We start from the raw sequence: 15,572 nt of genomic DNA on the forward strand, positions 1-15,572 counted from the left end.
GCGGACGGGATGCTCAGCCGGACAGTCGCCAAGAAGCACCACTTCGCGCGCATGATTCTGGCGAGTCGCCAAAACGCGCAGGGTGGTGCGCGGCGCCCCGGTGGCTCGGGTCCACCGGGGCGTCGCGGGCTCTTACGCGGCCGACCAGCCGCCGTCGCTGGCGAGGTTCTGGCCGTTGACGTTGACGCCGTCGTCGCTCAGCAGGAACGTGATCGACGCGGCGAGGCGGTCGGGCAGCACCGGGGGCGCCATCACGGCCATGCCGGTGCGCACGCGCTCGGCGCCCAGCGGCGAGTTGAACTTCGCCTCGATGTTGGTGATGACCGCGCCGGGAGCGACCGCATTCACGCGGATGCCGCTCGGGCCGTACATGAACGCGCTCGACTTGGTGAGGCCGACGACAGCGTGCTTGGACGCCGTGTAGGCGGCACCGGCGCTCGAGCCGCGCAGGGATGCCTCGGACGACGTGTTCACGATCGAACCGCCGCCCTGCGCGAGCATCGCGGGGATGACGGCGCGCATCAGCTTCATGGTGCCGGTGACGTTGACGCTGAACACGCGGTCCCAGACCGCGTCGGTGACATCGCCGACCGGGGTCATGTCGTCCATGATCCCGGCGATGTTGGCGAGGCCGTCGATCCGGTCGCCTGCCGCCTCGATGATGCGGGCGACGCCCTGGTCGTCGGTGATGTCGGCGGTGAGCGCGACGACGTCGGCGCCGGCGTGGGCGGCCACGAACTCGTCGAGGCGCTCCTGGCTGACGTCGACGGCGATCACGCGACCGCCTTCGCGCGCGACGCGCGACGCGGTGGCGCGGCCGATACCGGAGCCGGCGCCCGTCACGATGACGGTCTGACCGGTGAAGCGGCCGGTCGTGATCTTCTCGGCCCACTCGGTCTTCGGGGTCGCGTCCGCGCTTTCGGCGGGCACGCCGTCGGGGTTGACCTGTGCGACGAGCGCGTCGAGGGCCTCCTGTGGGAAGGCGCCGCCGCTCATGGCGACCAGGTTGTGCAGGGGGAGCGCGGCGATCGGGGCGAGTGCATCGGCGCTCTGGCCGCCCTGGGCGAGGAGGCCGCGGAGCGCGGCCCCGCCGGCCGGGTCGTCGAGCCACGACTGGATGGTGGACGCTCCGGTGAGGGGAGCGGGAGTGGTGCTCATGGCTGGTTCTTTCCCTTTCTCATGCGGTACGACAGTGCTCATCTGGCGCGGGGCTGCGGGCGGGACGAGGATCCTTCGGGGCGGCTCCTACCGGACGACATTGTCCGGTACTAGGCTACACCCGTGCAGAGCACCGCATCCCCCCGTGCGCATCCCCGCCAGAACCGTGGCCCCGCCGCCGCTGCCGACAACCGCCGCGCCCTCATCGCCGCCGCGCGCGAGGTCTATGCCGAAGGCGGACTCGGTGCGCCGTTCAGCGCCGTCGCCAAGCGGGCCGGCGTCGGGCAGGGCAGTCTCTACCGCCATTTCCCCGACCGCACCGCGCTCGCCGTCGCCGTCTTCGAAGACAACGTCCGCGACCTCGAGGAGTACACCTCCCTGCCCGATCGCACGATCGACGATCTCTTCGACCGCCTGGTCGATCAGGCCGTCGTCTCGACCGCGTTCATCGAGCTCATCACGGCCGATCTCACCGACTCCCGCGTGGCTGTGCTCGGTGCGCGCTTCCAGGCGCTCGTCGACCGCGTCGTCACCCGCGACCGCGCCTCGGGCCGCGTCGGAACCCACATCGAGACCGACGACGTGACACTGGCGGCCGGGATGCTGGCGACCGAACTCGCCCGCGCCGATCCCGCGCAGCGACCGGTCGTCGCCCGGCGGGCCCGAGCCCTCTTCTCCGCCGCATTCGCGCCGCGATGATCCGGCATTAGGCTCCTGCCATGGGAAGGTTCATCTACGACACCAACGCCAACTCGGTCGACATCGACGACCGCACGCTGGCACATCTGCGCATCGTCATGATGAACAAGCTGCGCCGCTCCGAGCCGTTCATGTTCGACGTCGAGATCGGCGACGGCAGTGGTCGACGGAGCTTCTGGATCCACCCGGCGGTGCCGATCCAGTTCCACTTCTTCGGCAGCCGTCCGCCGCGGATCAACCGCAGCTGGGTCGAGGAGCTGATGCTCTCCGCGAGTGGGCCGAGCGGACTCACGATCCTGCCCGAACCGACCGAGGACGAAGAGCCGGCATCGCCGGAGCAGTCTTGACCGCCGGCGTCGTGACCTCTAGGAACTGACGTCTAGGAGCTGACGTCTTCCGCCGTCAGCTCGGTGCCGCCGACGGTGAGTCGATCGACGTCGATGTGCTCGACGTCCACGGTGCCGAGCGATACGTCGGCGCCCTGTTCGAGTGAGGCCCCGGCATCCGGCACCTCTATCGGACCGGTGTCGAAGTGCTCCGCCACGAGCAGGATGCCGCCGGTCGAGCTGGCCGAGTTCGCCAGGTCTTCGATCCACTCGCGGCTGAGCTGCGCCGGCTCCGGGTCGTCGAAGACGAACCGCAGGGGGATCGACGGATGCAGCCAGATGGTGCTGCGCCCGCGCGGCTGGTCGTCCGGATGCGTCCACGAGACGGTGAAGCTCTCATCGCGTCGGAGCTTGGTCGCAATCACGACCTTGAGGTGCGCGAGGGCGCGGTCCTCGATATGGATCGGCATCGCGCCGCCGCCGTAGTAGATCGTTCCCACGCGCCAACAATAACCCCGGAGGGCGCAGGTTACCGCCTCAGAGCCGCGTCCAGGCCTCCGTGAGCACGCTCCGCAGAATCTGCTCGATCTCGTCGAACTCCTTCGGCCCGGTCGTCAGGGGTGGCGCCAGCTGGATCACGGGGTCGCCACGGTCGTCGGCTCGACAGTAGAGACCGGCGTCGAAGAGGGCCTTGGAGAGGAAGCCGCGCAGCAGCCGCTCGGACTCGTCGTCGTCGAACGTCTCCTTCGTCGCCTTGTCTTTGACCAGCTCGATGCCGAAGAAGTACCCGTCGCCGCGCACGTCGCCGACGATCGGGAGATCGGTGAGCTTCTCGAGCGTCGACCTGAACACCGGCGAGTGCTCGCGCACGCGCTCGTTGAGGCTCTCCTCCTCGAAGATGTCGAGATTCTCCAGTGCGACGGCCGCCGACACCGGATGACCGCCGAAGGTGTACCCGTGGTAGAAGGAGCGGTCGCCGTGGGCGAAGGGCTCGTAGATGCGGTCGCTGACGATCGTCGCGCCGATCGGCGAATAGCCGCTGGTCATCGCCTTGGCGCACGTGATCATGTCGGGCACGTAGCCGTAGGCGTCGCACGCGAACATGTGGCCGATGCGACCGAAGGCGCAGATGACCTCGTCCGAGACCAGCAGCACGTCGTACTTGTCGCAGATCTGCCGCACGCGCTGGAAGTAGCCGGGAGGCGGGGGGAAGCAGCCGCCCGAGTTCTGCACCGGCTCGAGGAAGACCGCGGCGACGGTGTCGGGGCCCTCGAACAGGATCATCTCCTCGATGCGGTCCGCCGCCCAGACGCCGAAGGCCTCCAGGTCGTCCGACGGCGCGCCCATCTCGGCTGCGCGGTAGAAGTTGGTGTTCGGCACCCGGAAGCCGCCGGGGGTGACCGGCTCGAACATCGACTTCATCGCCGGAATGCCCGTGATCGCGAGTGCACCCTGCGGGGTGCCGTGGTACGCGACCGAACGCGAGATCACCTTGTGCTTCGTCGGCTGGCCCTGGATCTTCCAGTAGTACTTCGCGAGCTTGAACGCGGTCTCGACGGCTTCGCCGCCGCCGGTGGAGAAGAACACCTTGTTGAGGTCGCCGGGCGCGTAGTCGGCGAGACGGTCGGCGAGTTCGATGGCGGCGGGGTGCGCGTACGACCAGATGGGGAAGAACGCCAGCTGCTCCGCCTGCGTGGCGGCGACCTCGGCGAGACGCCGGCGGCCGTGACCGGCGGCGACGACGAACAGTCCCGACAGGCCGTCGATGTACTGCTTGCCCTGCGAGTCCCAGATGTGGTGACCCTCGCCCTTGACGATGATCGGCACCCCCGGGCCGTCCGTCATCACCGACTGGCGGGCGAAGTGCATCCACAGGTGGTCCTTGGCCATCTGCTGGAGCTCCGCCTCCGTCCTCGCGGGGCGGTCCGTCCTCGCGGGGCGCTCGGTGCGGGTGGGGCGGTCGGTCGAGATCGACATGTGGAGCCTTCCGTCAGACGTGCTGCCCACGCTACTCGGGTGCCTCTGGCGCACGGGGGCGACGTTTCGTCCGGTTCGGATGCCGCGGCCGCCGGTCCGTCCGGATGCCGAGCCCGCGGCATCCGCTCTCCTCGGTGGTTCGTGTCCCTCTGCCGTCGTTCAACCTGTCGGGATCCGGCTGGGCGCGGAATCCGGCACCGCGCCGCCGGCTCAGGTGGAGCCGCGGACGATGAGCTGCGTGGGGAGCGCGATCGGCGCGGGCGGCAGGTCGGCGCCGGCCGCCGCCTCGGTGAGCGCGGTGACGGCGGCCCCCGCCATCTCGCGGATCGGCTGGCGCACGGTGGTGAGGGGCGGGGTGAGCCAGCGCGCGCCGCGGAGGTCGTCGAAGCCGACGACGAGCACGTCGTCGGGGATGCGGCGGCCCGTCGCGGCTGCGGCGGCGTACACGCCGGCGGCCATCTCGTCGGAGCACGCGAAGACGCCGAGCCGTTCGCCTGGTTTGAGTCCGCGCAGGACCGGCAGGGCGGCCTCGCGCGCCCCCGCGGCGCCCCAGTCGGCCTGCACCGCGACGAGGTCGGCGTCCGGGCGGACGAGTCGCAGCGCCTCGCGGAAGCCGGTGTTCCGTGCGCGACCGTAGCGATACGGCGGCGAGCCGAGCACCACCGCGAACCGGGTCGCGCCGCGCTCGGCCAGGTGCATCGCCGCGGCCGCGCCGCCCTCCCGGTCGGTGGTGCGGACGCTCGTGAGGCCGCGCGATGTCTCGGCCTGCGGATCCATCAGCACGACGGGGATCTCGGCATCGTTGAGGGCGGCCAGCTGCGACGCCGTCGGAGAGATCAGTCCGAGCACCACGCCGGCCGAGCCGCGCCGGCGGATGCGCATCGGCCAGTCGTCGTCGGGGGTGTCGCGCTCCTCGGTCAGCACGAGGTCGTAGCCGGCGGCGGCCGCGGCGCTGCGGGCGCCGGCCGTCACCTCGTCGGAGTACGCGTTGTGGAACCACCCGAGCACCAGGTCCACCAGACGCGCCGACCCCGGCGGTCGGCCGCCGGCGGCGGGGTCACGCGCATAGCCGAGGGCGCGGGCGGTCGCCAGCACGCGGCGTCGCGTCGCGGGCGCGAGGTCGCCGCGCCCGGAGAGCGCGCGGGACGCCGTCGCCACGCTGACCCCGGCCGCGGCCGCCACCGCGGCGAGGCTCACGCGTGAAGGCACGGCACCACTGTCGCGCATGCCGGAGGTTTTGCGCAACAGAGTCGCGACGCCCGGCCGGCGGTGGCATCGTCTGTGGCTGGAAAGGGCACACCCGATGACGACGACGACATCGCCGCTGCGGATCGCACTGATCGGCACCGGCTTCATGGGCCGCATGCACACCCATGCCTGGCGCACCGCGCCGCGCTTCTTCGACCTCCCGCTGACACCGGAGCCGACCCTGCTCGTCGGGCACCGCCCCGACGCGACCGCAGAGGCTGCAGCCCGCTGGGAGTGGCCGGAGCACACGGTCGACTGGCGCGAGGCCGTCGAACGCGACGACATCGACGTGATCGACATCTGCACCCCCGGCCAGACCCACGCCGAGATCGCGCTCGCCGCCTTGGCCGCCGGCAAGCAGGTGCTGTGCGAGAAGCCGCTGGCCAACTCGGTCGCCGAGGCGGAGGAGATGACGGATGCCGCATCCCGCGCCGGAGTGATCGCGATGTGCGGCTTCAGCTACCGTCGCACTCCGGCATTGACCCTTGCGCGCGAGCTCATCGCGGCGGGTCGCGTGGGTGAGATCCGCCACGTGCGGGCGCAGTACCTGCAGGACTGGCTGAGCGACGCGGATGCGCCCCACACCTGGCGCCTGGACCGTGATCGGGCGGGTTCCGGGGCGCTGGGCGACATCGGGGCACACAGCATCGACACGGCCCAGTGGCTCACCGGCCAGGACATCACCGCGGTCTCGGCGACGCTGCGCACCTTCGTCACCTCGCGGCCCCGCCGCGGAGAGGTCGAGGGGCTGGGCGGCGTCGCCGCCGACACGTCCGACCGGCTCCCCGTCACCGTCGACGACGCCGCCGCGTTCACCGCCCGCTTCGACGGCGGCGCCCTCGGCGTCTTCGAGGCGACGCGCCTGGCGACCGGACGCCGCAACGCCAACCGCATCGAGATCAACGGCGACCGCGGCGCGATCGCGTTCGACTTCGAGCGGATGAACGAGCTCGAGGTGTACGACGCCGCCGCCGATGTCGCGCAGGGCTTCCGGCGCGTGCAGGTCACCGAGGCGCAGCATCCGTATGCCGGCGCGTGGTGGCCCGTCGGGCACGGACTCGGGTACGAGCACCTCTTCACGCACCAGGCCGTCGACTTCGTGCGCGCCGTCGCCGGTGAGATCCCGGTGTCGCCCACCTTCGCCGACGCGACCCAGGTGCAGCGCGTGCTCGCCGCGGTCGAGCAAAGCGCCGCGCACGACAGCATCCTGACGACGGTCGCCACGGGCGCCGCCGATGCCCCCGAACACCCCCTGGAAGGGAACCCCTCATGACCCGCACCGCCCTCGTCGTCCGCGGCGGATGGGACGGCCATCACCCGGTCGAGGCGACCGAGCTGTTCCTGCCGTTCCTCCGCGACAGCGGCTTCGACGTCACCATCGAAGAAGACCCGCAGGTCTACGCCGACGCCGACCGCATGGCCGCGACCGACCTCGTGCTGCAGTCGGTCACCATGTCGCAGGCCTCGAACGAGGCAGTGAAGGGCCTGCGCGAAGCCGTCGCGGCCGGCACGGGACTCGCCGGCTGGCACGGTGGCATCGCCGACTCGTTCCGCGCAAGCTCGGACTACCTCCAGCTCGTCGGTGGCCAGTTCGCGACCCACCCCTCCAAGCACCCCGACGAGGTGCACGGCGACCAGACCGACAACTACCTGGAGTACACGGTCGAGATCACCGACCTGGGCCGCCGGCACGAGATCACCGCCGGCATCGACGACTTCCGGCTCACGACCGAGCAGTACTGGGTGCTCCACGACGACCTCATCGACGTGCTCGCGACGACCACCCACCCGGTGCAGCCGTACCACCCGTGGCACCGGCCCATCACCTCGCCGGCCGTGTGGACACGGGACTGGGGCCAGGGCCGCGTCTTCGTGTCGACGCCGGGTCACAGCCTCGACGTGCTGCAGGACGCCAACGTCCGCACGATCATCGAGCGCGGCATCCTGTGGGCCGCGCGATGACCCCCGGCAGCGTCACCCCGGCCACCACGACCGACATCGGCATCGTCGGGCTCGGCGTCATCTCGCGCCAGTACCTCCAGACCCTCCTCGGAGTGGACGGGGTGCGGATCGCCGCCGTGGCCGACCTGGACGCGTCGCGGGCGCAGGCCGCGGCCGACAGCATCCCCGGGTGCCGTGCGCTCGGCACCGACGAGCTGCTCGCCGATCCCGGCGTCGGCACGGTCCTCAACCTCACCATCCCCGCCGCGCACGCCGAGGTGGCGCTGGCGGCCATCGCGCACGGCAAGGACGTCTTCGGCGAGAAGCCGCTGGCCGCGACGCTCGTGGACGCCACGCGGGTGATGGATGCCGCAGCCGCCGCGGGCGTCCGCGTCGGGAGCGCGCCCGACACGGTGCTCGGCACCGGTGTGCAGACCGCGCGCGCGGCGATCGACGAGGGGCGGATCGGGCGGCCGGTGTCGGCCTCAGCGATGTGGATCTCGGCGGGCCACGAGGCGTGGCATCCGCAGCCCGACTTCTACTACCGCGAGGGCGGCGGACCGCTGCTCGACATGGGGCCCTACTACGTCACGTCGCTCGTGCAGCTGCTCGGACCGGTCGAGGCGGTGTCGGGTGCCGCATCGCGGTCGCGCGACGTCCGTGTGATCGCCACGGGGCCGCGGGCCGGCGAGAGCATCGGGGTCGACGTCGACACCCACCTCACCGGCATCCTGCACCATGCGTCCGGCGCGATCTCGACCGTGACCATGAGCTTCGACGGCGTGCGGTCGACCGCGGCGCCGATCGAGGTGCACGGCGTCGAGGGATCGCTGATCGTGCCCGACCCCAACATGTTCGTGGGGGAGGTGCAGCTGCATCCCAGGGGCGGCTCGTGGGAGACGCTCGAGCCGTCGGCCGGGTACGCCGACGCCGGTCGGGGCATCGGCCTGCTCGACTTCGTCGCCGGCCACGATCGGGCGAGCGGGGCGATCGCGCTGCACGTCCTCGAGATCATGACGGCGCTGTCGGACTCGGCGGCATCGGGCGCGCGCGTGGCGTTGCGCACCACGGCCGAGCGCCCGTCCCTCGTTCCGCTGACCCCCGCATCCGAGTGGAGAAGCCTGTGACCACGGCCCGCGCCGTCATCGACCTCGACGTCCCCGGCGACGTCATCAGCCGCCACCTCTACGGCCACTTCGCCGAGCACCTCGGCCGCTGCATCTACGGCGGCTTCTGGGTGGGGGAGGACTCCGCGATCCCGAACGTGCGCGGCATCCGCTCCGACGTCGTCGAGGCTCTGCGGGCGCTCGACATCCCGAACCTCCGCTGGCCCGGAGGCTGCTTCGCCGACGAGTACCACTGGCGCGACGGCATCGGACCCCGCGAGGACCGGCCGCAGATGATCAACTCGCACTGGGGCGACGTCGTGGAGAACAACCACTTCGGCACGCACGAGTTCATGGACCTGTGCGAGATGCTCGGCGCCGACGCGTACGTCAACGGCAACGTCGGCAGTGGCACGGTGCGCGAGATGAGCGAATGGGTCGAGTACCTGACGCGCGACGGGGACTCGCCGATGGCGCGGCTGCGGCGCGAGAACGGGCGCGACGAGCCGTGGAAGGTGCCGTTCTGGGGCATCGGCAACGAGGCGTGGGGCTGCGGCGGCAACATGACCGCCGAGCAGTACGCACTCGAGGCGCGCCGGTACGGCACCTTCTGCCGCAACCACGGCGGCAACGAGCTGTACCGCATCGCCGCCGGCGCCTCCGACGACGACATCACGTGGACGCGCGCGCTCATGGAGTCGCTCGGCTGCCTGACGTGCGGCTCGCAGCCCGCGCCCGTGTTCCAGGGCGTCTCGTTCCACTACTACTCACATGCCGGCGGGGGCATCAACACCGAGTCGGCGACGTCGTTCGCGCCGGAGGAGTTCTACGGCACGATGCGCAAGGCACTCGACGTCGAGCGGGTCATCCGCCGGCACGAGGCCGTCATGGACTCGTACGACCCGGATCGCAAGGTGGGCCTCATCCTCGACGAGTGGGGCACCTGGTGGAACGTCGAGCCCGGCACCAATCCCGGCTTCCTGTTCCAGCAGAACACCGTGCGCGACGCGCTGGTCGCTGCCGTGCATTTCGACGCCTTCCACCGTCACGCGGGGCGCCTGAAGATGGCGAACATCGCGCAGACGCTCAACGTGCTGCAGGCGATGATCCTCACCGACGACGACGGCGCGATGGTGCTCACGCCGACGTACCACGTGTTCGAGATGAACCGCGGGCACCACGATGCGACCGCACTGGCCGCGCACGTGCTGTCGGCGCCCGTCGCCGCAGACGACGTGCCGGGCCTTTCGGTCTCGGCCTCGACACGCGACGACTCCGCGCTGGTGTCGCTGTCCAACCTGTCGCTCGACGCTCCGCTCGACGTGCGCGTCGACCTGCGTGGTCGCGGAGCGTCGGTGCGGCGCGCGCGCGTGCTGACGGGGACGGATGCCGCGGCCCACAACACTCCCGAGAACCCCGACGCCGTGGCGCCGGCGTCGCTCGAGACGTCGATCGAGGCGGGTGTGCTGACCGTGACGCTGCCCCCACACTCCTTCGCGACGGTGGAGCTCGACCTGGCCTAGCGGGCGAACGGCACGACGAAGGCCCCGCGGCGCGATGCCGCGGGGCCCTCTTCGCTGCAGACGGGCTCAGCGCACGGGCAGGGCGTCCTCGCCGGTCCGGACCGTCGAGGACGCGGCGCGGGGATCGGCCGACGTCACCACGTGCACGTCTCCGGTCAGCTCGACCTGGACCTCCGCGTCGCGCTGCGCGCACGACGGACCGACCCAGAGGTCGATCGCGCCCGGCTCGACGATGCGGCGACCCTCGCGCCCGGTGAACGCCAGGCGCGCTGCCGGCACGGCGAAGCGCACCGACACCGACTCGCCCGGCTCCAGCGGCACGCGCTGGTACGCGAGCAGCTGCGCGACCGGACGCGTGACCGACGCGACGGGGTCCCGCGCGTAGAGCTGCAGGACATCGGTCCCCGGCCGGTCTCCGGTGTTGGTGACCACGACCGAGACATCCAGGATGCCGTCGGTCGCGGCATCCGTCGCTCGCAGCGATGCGCGCTCGAACGTCGTGTACGTGAGACCGTGGCCGAACGGGAGGGCCGGGGTGTTGTCGGCGCTCGTGATCTCGGTCGGCCCGCCCAGCACCGGGTGGAGGTACGTGTACGGCTGCGCGCCCGCCGACCGGGGGAGCGACACGGGCAGATGCCCCGACGGCTGCGTGCGGCCGGAGAGGATCCCCGCGATGGCGGGGCCGCCCTCCTCGCCCGGGAAGAAGGCCTGCAGCACCGCGCTCGCGGCACCCGGCCCCTCGAGCATCCAGCCGATCGCGTACGGGCGTCCCGAGACCACGACGACGATGGTCGGCGTGCCCGTGGCGATGACCGCCTCGACGAGACGTCGCTGTGCGCCGGGCAGCTCGAGGTCGTCGACGTCGTTGCCCTCGCCCACGGTTCCGCGGCCGAACAGGCCGGCGCGGTCGCCGACGACGACGATCGCAGCATCGGCGGCGCCTGCCGCCTCCGCGGCCGCGGCGATCCCGCTCGTGTCGGGGTCCTCGACCTCGCACCCGCGTTCGACCACCACATCGGTGCCGGCGAACTCGCGGCGCACCGCCTCGGCGATGGTCGGCATCTCGAACCCGAGCGGCGTGCCGGGGTGATGCGCGAGCACGTGGTTCGCGAAGGAGTAGCACCCCATGAGCGATTCGGCGGAGTCGGCGTTCGGCCCGATGAGCGCGATCCGGCCCGGAGTCGCCAGCGGCAGCAGGCCGTCGTTGGTCAGCAGGACCACCGATTCCTCGGCGGTCCGCCGGGCCAGCGCACGCAGCGCGGGATCGTCGAGGTCGATCTCGGTGGGCGGTGACGCGAAGTCCTCATCGAGCAGGCCGAGCCGCTCCTTCTGCGCGAGCACGCGCAGCACAGCCCGGTCGACGAGCTCCACCTCCTCCGGGTGCGCGGCCAGCCTGTCCCGCAGCGGACCCGCGAAGGCGTCCGCGGTGGGCAGCTCGACGTCGATCCCGGCGCGCAGGGCCAGCACGGCCGCCTCGCCGAGATCTCCCGCGACACCGTGGAGCGAGTGCAGGAACGCCACCGAGAAGTAGTCGGCGACGACCGTGCCCTCGAAACCCCACTCGTCGCGGAGCAGATCCGTCAGCAGGGTCGGGTCCGAGGCGACGGGAACGCCGTCGATCTCGGCATACGAGTTCATGACCGACCGCACGCCGCCGTCGCGGATCGCCATCTCGAACGGCGGCAGCACCAGGTCCTGGAGCCGACGCCGGCCCATCTGAACGGGGGCGTGGTTGCGGCCCGCCTGCGAGGCGGAGTACCCGGCGAAGTGCTTCAGGGTCGCGTCGACCCCGGCCGACTGCAGGCCTCGCACGTACGCGGTGCCGATGGTGGCGACGACATAGGGGTCCTCGGCGATGCACTCGTCGACGCGGCCCCAGCGGGGATCGGTGATGACGTCGAGCACGGGGGCCAAGCCCTGATGGATCCCGAGCGCGGCCATGGACCGGCCGATGGCGGCGCCGAGCTCCTCAGTCAGCTCGGGATCGAAGGCCGCGCCCCATGCCAGCGGGGTCGGGAAGGTCGCGGCCTTCCACGCCGCGAGACCCGTGAGGCACTCCTCGTGCACGATCGCCGGGATTCCCAGGCGGGTCTCGGTGCGCAGGCGCCGCTGCTCCGCCCAGAGCCACTCGGCCCGCGCGATCGGCTCCACCGGCCGCGTGCCGTACACGCGGGTGAGGTGACCGAGGCCGTGGGCCGTCGCCTCCTCGTACGGACCGGTGTTGCCGCGTTCGCCGGCCATCGGCGCGACGACCTCGCCGCCCTTGTCGACCCAGTAGCCGACGAGCTGCGCGAGCTTCTCATCCAGCGTCATCTGCGCGTGGAGGGACTGCACCCGCGGTGAGACCGCGGGCATCACGACGTCGCTCATCCCTTGACCGCCCCCGTCAGACCGCCGACGATCCGCCGCTCGAACAGGCTGAAGAACACCAGCGCGGGCAGCATCGACAGCGAGGTGAAGGCGAGCACCTTGGCCGTGTCGACCGAGTACTGCGACGAGAACGCCTGGACACCCAGTGGGAGGGTGAACTGTGCTTCGTCGTTCAGGATGAACAGCGGCAGCAGGTAGCCGTTCCAGCTTCCGATGAACGCGAGGATGCCGACGGTGATGACGCCGGGCACCGCGAGCGGGAGCACCATCCGCCAGAAGAACGACAGGCGACCGCATCCGTCGATGTACGCGGCCTCCTGGATCTCGTCGGGGATGGCTTTCAGGAACGGCACGAGGATGATGATCGTGGTCGGCAGTGCGAACGCGATCTGCGGCAGGATGACCCCCGGCAGCGTGTTCATGAGCCCGAGGTTCCGCACCACGATGTACAGCGGCGTGATCGCCACCGTGATCGGGAACATCAGCCCGGCGGCGAACAGCGCGTACAGCGCCCCGCGGCCGACGAAGCTGTAGCGGGCGATCACGTAGCTCGCCATCAGGCCGAGCACCACCGCGCCGACCGTCGTCGCGAGGGCGACCATCGTCGAGTTCAGGACTTCGGTCCAGAACAGCCCGCTGGTCAGGACGTCGATGTAGTTCTGCGGGTTCCAGCTCACCGGCATGCCCGACGGGTCGACCGTGATCTCGGAGTTCGTGCGGAAGCCGCCGATGATGATGTAGAGCACGGGCCCGAGCATCAGCGCGATGATGACGAGCGCGATGAAGTAGACCGCCGGGCTGCCCCACGGGAGTTTGTTGACGTCGCGGCGGCGTCCGGGGACGGTGTCGCGAAGAGTGATGGTGCGGGTGCTCATCGAGTCCGTGGTGCTCACTTGACGCCCCTCTCTGTGATGGCCCCCGCGGTGTCACGGCGCAGGATCGTGCGCTGGTAGATCAGGGCGACCACCAGCGAGATGACGAAGATGACCACGGCGACCGCGCTGCCGTACCCGAAGTTCCCGGAGTTGCGTCCGGTCGCGACCATGTAGATCGCCATCGTGTTGGTGCCCGCGACGGACGACACGTACTGGCCCCAGATGATGTAGACGAGATCGAACAGCTGCAGCGCGCCGATGATGGACAGGAACGCCCAGATGCGCAGGGTGGGTCCGAGGAGCGGCAGCGTGATGGTCCGCTGGATCTGCCAGTACGACGCGCCGTCGATCGCGGCGGCCTCGTACAGCTCCTGGGGAATGCCCTGGAGTCCCGCGAGGAAGAGGATGACGGCGAAGCCGATGTACTTCCACGTGAGGATCGCCATCAGCGTCCAGATGGCGATGCTCGGGTCGGAGAGCCAGTCCTGTGCGAGCCAGGTCAGGCCGACCTTCTCGAGGAAGCCGTTCACCGCGCCATTGGTGGCCAGCATGAGGCTGAAGCCGGTGCCGACGATGACCTCGGCGATCACGTACGGGACGAAGATGAGCACGCGGATCAGGGACTGGCCGCGCATCCTGCGGTTGAGCAGCAGCGCCAGCAGGATGGCGATCGGGCCCTGGAGCACCAGGGACGCGACGACGATGAAGGCGTTGTGCCCCAGCGCCTGCTGGAAGATCGGGTCGGTGAAGATCGTGACGTAGTTCTGCAGGCCGATGAAGTCGGTCGCCGGGCCGAAGCCCGACCAGCGGAAGAACCCGTAGTACGCGGCCATGATGACCGGGAAGATCACGAAGCCGACGAAGAAGATCAGGGCCGGCCCCACCAGGATCATGACCTCGAGGCGGCCGGCCCAGCCTAGGCCTCGGGGGCGCCGGCGGCCCTGCGGCACCGACGGGGGCGGCGTGATGCCGCCCCCGTGGTGTTCTGCAAGACCGCGAGCGTCGGAAGACATCTCGCGGGTAGACACGATCAGCCCTGCTTGCCTGCCGCGTTGACCGCTGCGACGAGCTTCTCCGGGTCGCTGTTGCCGGCGAGCATGTCGACGACCGCGACGTTGAGCGCGTTGCCGACGTTCTGGCCCAGCACCGTGTCGAGCCACTGCGAGACGAACGGAGCGTTGTTGTACGCCTCGAGGATCTGCTGCAGGTACGGCTCGGTGACGGCTTCCTGCGCCACGGTGTTGACCGGCGGCGAGTTGAAGGCCTTGTAGTAGGCGGTCTGCTGGTCGGCGCTGGCGACGAAGTTCAGGAAGTCCGCGCACTCCTTCGGAGCATCGACCGAGCACGAGTACCCGTCGACGCCGCCCATCATCGAGCCCGGCTCACCGTCGCCGCCCGAGATCTCGGGGAAGGGGAACCATGCGAGGTCGGGAAGCGGCTTCTCGTCGGGCGTCAGCGACGCGATCACGCCCGGGTCCCACGCGCCCATGAGCTCCATCGCGGCCTGACGGTTGGCGATGAGGCCGGCCGAGCTGCCCGCTCCCTGCTGGGGCTCGGTGGTGAGGAAGCCGTCGTTGAACGGGTCGATCGCCGCGAAGTCCTGCAGGTCCTCACCGGCGCGCAGCCAGCACTCGTCGCTGAAGTCCTTCGTGTCGCCGGTCTCCTCGATGACCTCGGGGCTGCACTCGCGGATCGCGAAGAAGTAGTACCAGTGGGCGGCGGGCCAGGCGGCCTTGGCGCCGAGGGCGATCGGCTCGATGCCCGTTTCCTTGAGGCTCTCCACCGCGCCCTTGAGGTCGTCGATGGTCGCGGGAGCCTCGGTGATGCCGGCCGCGTCGAAGGCGTCCTGGCTGTAGAAGAAGCCACCCGGCAGCACCGAGAGCGGCATCGCCCACACCTTGTCCTGGTACGTCTCGGCCGCGAACGAGCCCTCGGGGATCTCGCTCTTGATGTCGTCCGAGATGGCGTCGGTCAGATCCATCAGCTGGCCGGCGTTGACCATCGCGGTCATCTTGCCGCCACCGCGCTGGAGGAAGATGTCGGGCGCGTCGCCCGCGTTCAGCGCCGTCTGCAGCTTTCCGTCCATGTCCTCGTTCTGGACCGACTGCATCTTGATCGTGACGCCCGGGTTCTCGTCCTCGAACGCGGCGATCGCGTCCTTCCAGAACTGCTGGCCGGGGCCGGTCGTCGAGTTCTGCCAGAGCGTCATCTGGACGTCGCCGTCGCTGTTCTCGCCCGAGCCGCCGGCACTGCAGCCGGCGAGCGCAAGCGCGCCGACGACGAGTGCTGCGGAACCCGCGAGGATTCTCTTGCCCATCATGTGATTCCCGTTCTCTTCATCGAGGAGCA

The 15,572-nt window shown here is 70.5% G+C and carries 13 protein-coding genes and 1 pseudogene; 6 read left to right on the forward strand and 8 right to left on the reverse strand.

Annotated elements, in window-relative coordinates; all coding sequences use genetic code 11:
• Positions 1-132: 132 nt before the first annotated feature.
• A complete protein-coding gene (locus tag ACI3KY_RS05485; RefSeq protein WP_404929195.1) occupies positions 133-1,158 on the reverse strand; it encodes an SDR family NAD(P)-dependent oxidoreductase in 1,026 nt (341 codons plus the stop codon).
• A gap of 123 nt (positions 1,159-1,281) precedes the next feature.
• On the opposite strand from ACI3KY_RS05485, the gene ACI3KY_RS05490 reads away from it, so the two are divergent.
• Positions 1,282-1,857: a TetR/AcrR family transcriptional regulator gene (locus ACI3KY_RS05490; RefSeq protein ID WP_404929196.1), complete on the forward strand. Its 576-nt coding sequence runs from the start codon at positions 1,282-1,284 to the stop codon at positions 1,855-1,857.
• 20 nt (positions 1,858-1,877) lie between these two features.
• A complete protein-coding gene (locus ACI3KY_RS05495; RefSeq protein WP_404929197.1) occupies positions 1,878-2,204 on the forward strand; it encodes an ATP-dependent DNA ligase in 327 nt (108 codons plus the stop codon).
• A 173-nt stretch (positions 2,205-2,377) separates the two neighbouring features.
• Here the strand turns inward: ACI3KY_RS05495 and ACI3KY_RS05500 are convergent.
• The 3 genes and pseudogenes from ACI3KY_RS05500 to ACI3KY_RS05510 form a co-directional block, all read right to left on the reverse strand.
• Positions 2,378-2,683 (reverse strand): annotated as a pseudogene (locus ACI3KY_RS05500) (hypothetical protein); the annotation flags it as partial.
• Positions 2,684-2,720: 37 nt separating this feature from the next.
• Positions 2,721-4,160: an aspartate aminotransferase family protein gene (locus tag ACI3KY_RS05505; RefSeq protein WP_404929198.1), complete on the reverse strand. Its 1,440-nt coding sequence runs from the start codon at positions 4,158-4,160 to the stop codon at positions 2,721-2,723.
• Positions 4,161-4,370: 210 nt separating this feature from the next.
• Entirely contained in the window at positions 4,371-5,369 is a 999-nt protein-coding gene (locus tag ACI3KY_RS05510; protein ID WP_404929199.1) for a LacI family DNA-binding transcriptional regulator, read from the reverse strand.
• 94 nt (positions 5,370-5,463) lie between these two features.
• On the opposite strand from ACI3KY_RS05510, the gene ACI3KY_RS05515 reads away from it, so the two are divergent.
• Genes ACI3KY_RS05515 through ACI3KY_RS05530 form a run of 4 tightly spaced genes read left to right on the forward strand, consistent with a single transcriptional unit; the run spans position 5,464 to position 9,978 of the window.
• Positions 5,464-6,681: a Gfo/Idh/MocA family protein gene (locus tag ACI3KY_RS05515; protein ID WP_404929200.1), complete on the forward strand. Its 1,218-nt coding sequence runs from the start codon at positions 5,464-5,466 to the stop codon at positions 6,679-6,681.
• Positions 6,678-7,370: a ThuA domain-containing protein gene (locus ACI3KY_RS05520; RefSeq protein WP_404929201.1), complete on the forward strand. Its 693-nt coding sequence runs from the start codon at positions 6,678-6,680 to the stop codon at positions 7,368-7,370. The genes ACI3KY_RS05515 and ACI3KY_RS05520 overlap by 4 nt, the downstream gene beginning before the upstream one ends.
• A complete protein-coding gene (locus ACI3KY_RS05525; RefSeq protein ID WP_404929202.1) occupies positions 7,367-8,476 on the forward strand; it encodes a Gfo/Idh/MocA family protein in 1,110 nt (369 codons plus the stop codon). Before ACI3KY_RS05520 ends, ACI3KY_RS05525 begins: the two co-directional genes overlap by 4 nt.
• Positions 8,473-9,978, forward strand: coding sequence for an alpha-N-arabinofuranosidase (locus ACI3KY_RS05530; protein WP_404929203.1), 1,506 nt, complete (start codon positions 8,473-8,475; stop codon positions 9,976-9,978). The genes ACI3KY_RS05525 and ACI3KY_RS05530 overlap by 4 nt, the downstream gene beginning before the upstream one ends.
• A 66-nt stretch (positions 9,979-10,044) precedes the next feature.
• Here the strand turns inward: ACI3KY_RS05530 and ACI3KY_RS05535 are convergent, their stop codons facing one another.
• Genes ACI3KY_RS05535 through ACI3KY_RS05550 form a run of 4 tightly spaced genes read right to left on the reverse strand, consistent with a single transcriptional unit; the run spans position 10,045 to position 15,543 of the window.
• Positions 10,045-12,348: a glycoside hydrolase family 3 N-terminal domain-containing protein gene (locus tag ACI3KY_RS05535; protein ID WP_404929204.1), complete on the reverse strand. Its 2,304-nt coding sequence runs from the start codon at positions 12,346-12,348 to the stop codon at positions 10,045-10,047.
• Complete coding sequence (locus ACI3KY_RS05540) at positions 12,345-13,223, reverse strand: carbohydrate ABC transporter permease (protein WP_331906698.1); 879 nt, start codon at positions 13,221-13,223, stop codon at positions 12,345-12,347. Before ACI3KY_RS05540 ends, ACI3KY_RS05535 begins: the two co-directional genes overlap by 4 nt.
• A 14-nt stretch (positions 13,224-13,237) precedes the next feature.
• Positions 13,238-14,236, reverse strand: coding sequence for a carbohydrate ABC transporter permease (locus tag ACI3KY_RS05545; protein ID WP_404929205.1), 999 nt, complete (start codon positions 14,234-14,236; stop codon positions 13,238-13,240).
• Positions 14,237-14,253: 17 nt separating this feature from the next.
• Positions 14,254-15,543, reverse strand: coding sequence for an ABC transporter substrate-binding protein (locus tag ACI3KY_RS05550; protein ID WP_404929206.1), 1,290 nt, complete (start codon positions 15,541-15,543; stop codon positions 14,254-14,256).
• Positions 15,544-15,572 lie beyond the last annotated feature (29 nt).

The organism is Microbacterium sp. ZW T2_14 (genome assembly GCF_044987405.1).
Classification (GTDB): domain Bacteria; phylum Actinomycetota; class Actinomycetes; order Actinomycetales; family Microbacteriaceae; genus Microbacterium.

Bases quoted from the DNA above. Each gene is read 5' to 3' on its own strand.
- ACI3KY_RS05485 (WP_404929195.1), bottom strand. From the start codon at position 1,158: ATGAGCACCACTCCCGCTCCCCTCACCGGAGCGTCCACCATCCAGTCG.
- ACI3KY_RS05495 (WP_404929197.1), top strand. From the start codon at position 1,878: ATGGGAAGGTTCATCTACGACACCAACGCCAACTCGGTCGACATCGAC.
- ACI3KY_RS05505 (WP_404929198.1), bottom strand. From the start codon at position 4,160: ATGTCGATCTCGACCGACCGCCCCACCCGCACCGAGCGCCCCGCGAGG.
- ACI3KY_RS05515 (WP_404929200.1), top strand. From the start codon at position 5,464: ATGACGACGACGACATCGCCGCTGCGGATCGCACTGATCGGCACCGGC.
- ACI3KY_RS05520 (WP_404929201.1), top strand. From the start codon at position 6,678: ATGACCCGCACCGCCCTCGTCGTCCGCGGCGGATGGGACGGCCATCAC.
- ACI3KY_RS05525 (WP_404929202.1), top strand. From the start codon at position 7,367: ATGACCCCCGGCAGCGTCACCCCGGCCACCACGACCGACATCGGCATC.
- ACI3KY_RS05535 (WP_404929204.1), bottom strand. From the start codon at position 12,348: ATGAGCGACGTCGTGATGCCCGCGGTCTCACCGCGGGTGCAGTCCCTC.
- ACI3KY_RS05540 (WP_331906698.1), bottom strand. From the start codon at position 13,223: ATGAGCACCCGCACCATCACTCTTCGCGACACCGTCCCCGGACGCCGC.
- ACI3KY_RS05545 (WP_404929205.1), bottom strand. From the start codon at position 14,236: ATGTCTTCCGACGCTCGCGGTCTTGCAGAACACCACGGGGGCGGCATC.
- ACI3KY_RS05550 (WP_404929206.1), bottom strand. From the start codon at position 15,543: ATGATGGGCAAGAGAATCCTCGCGGGTTCCGCAGCACTCGTCGTCGGC.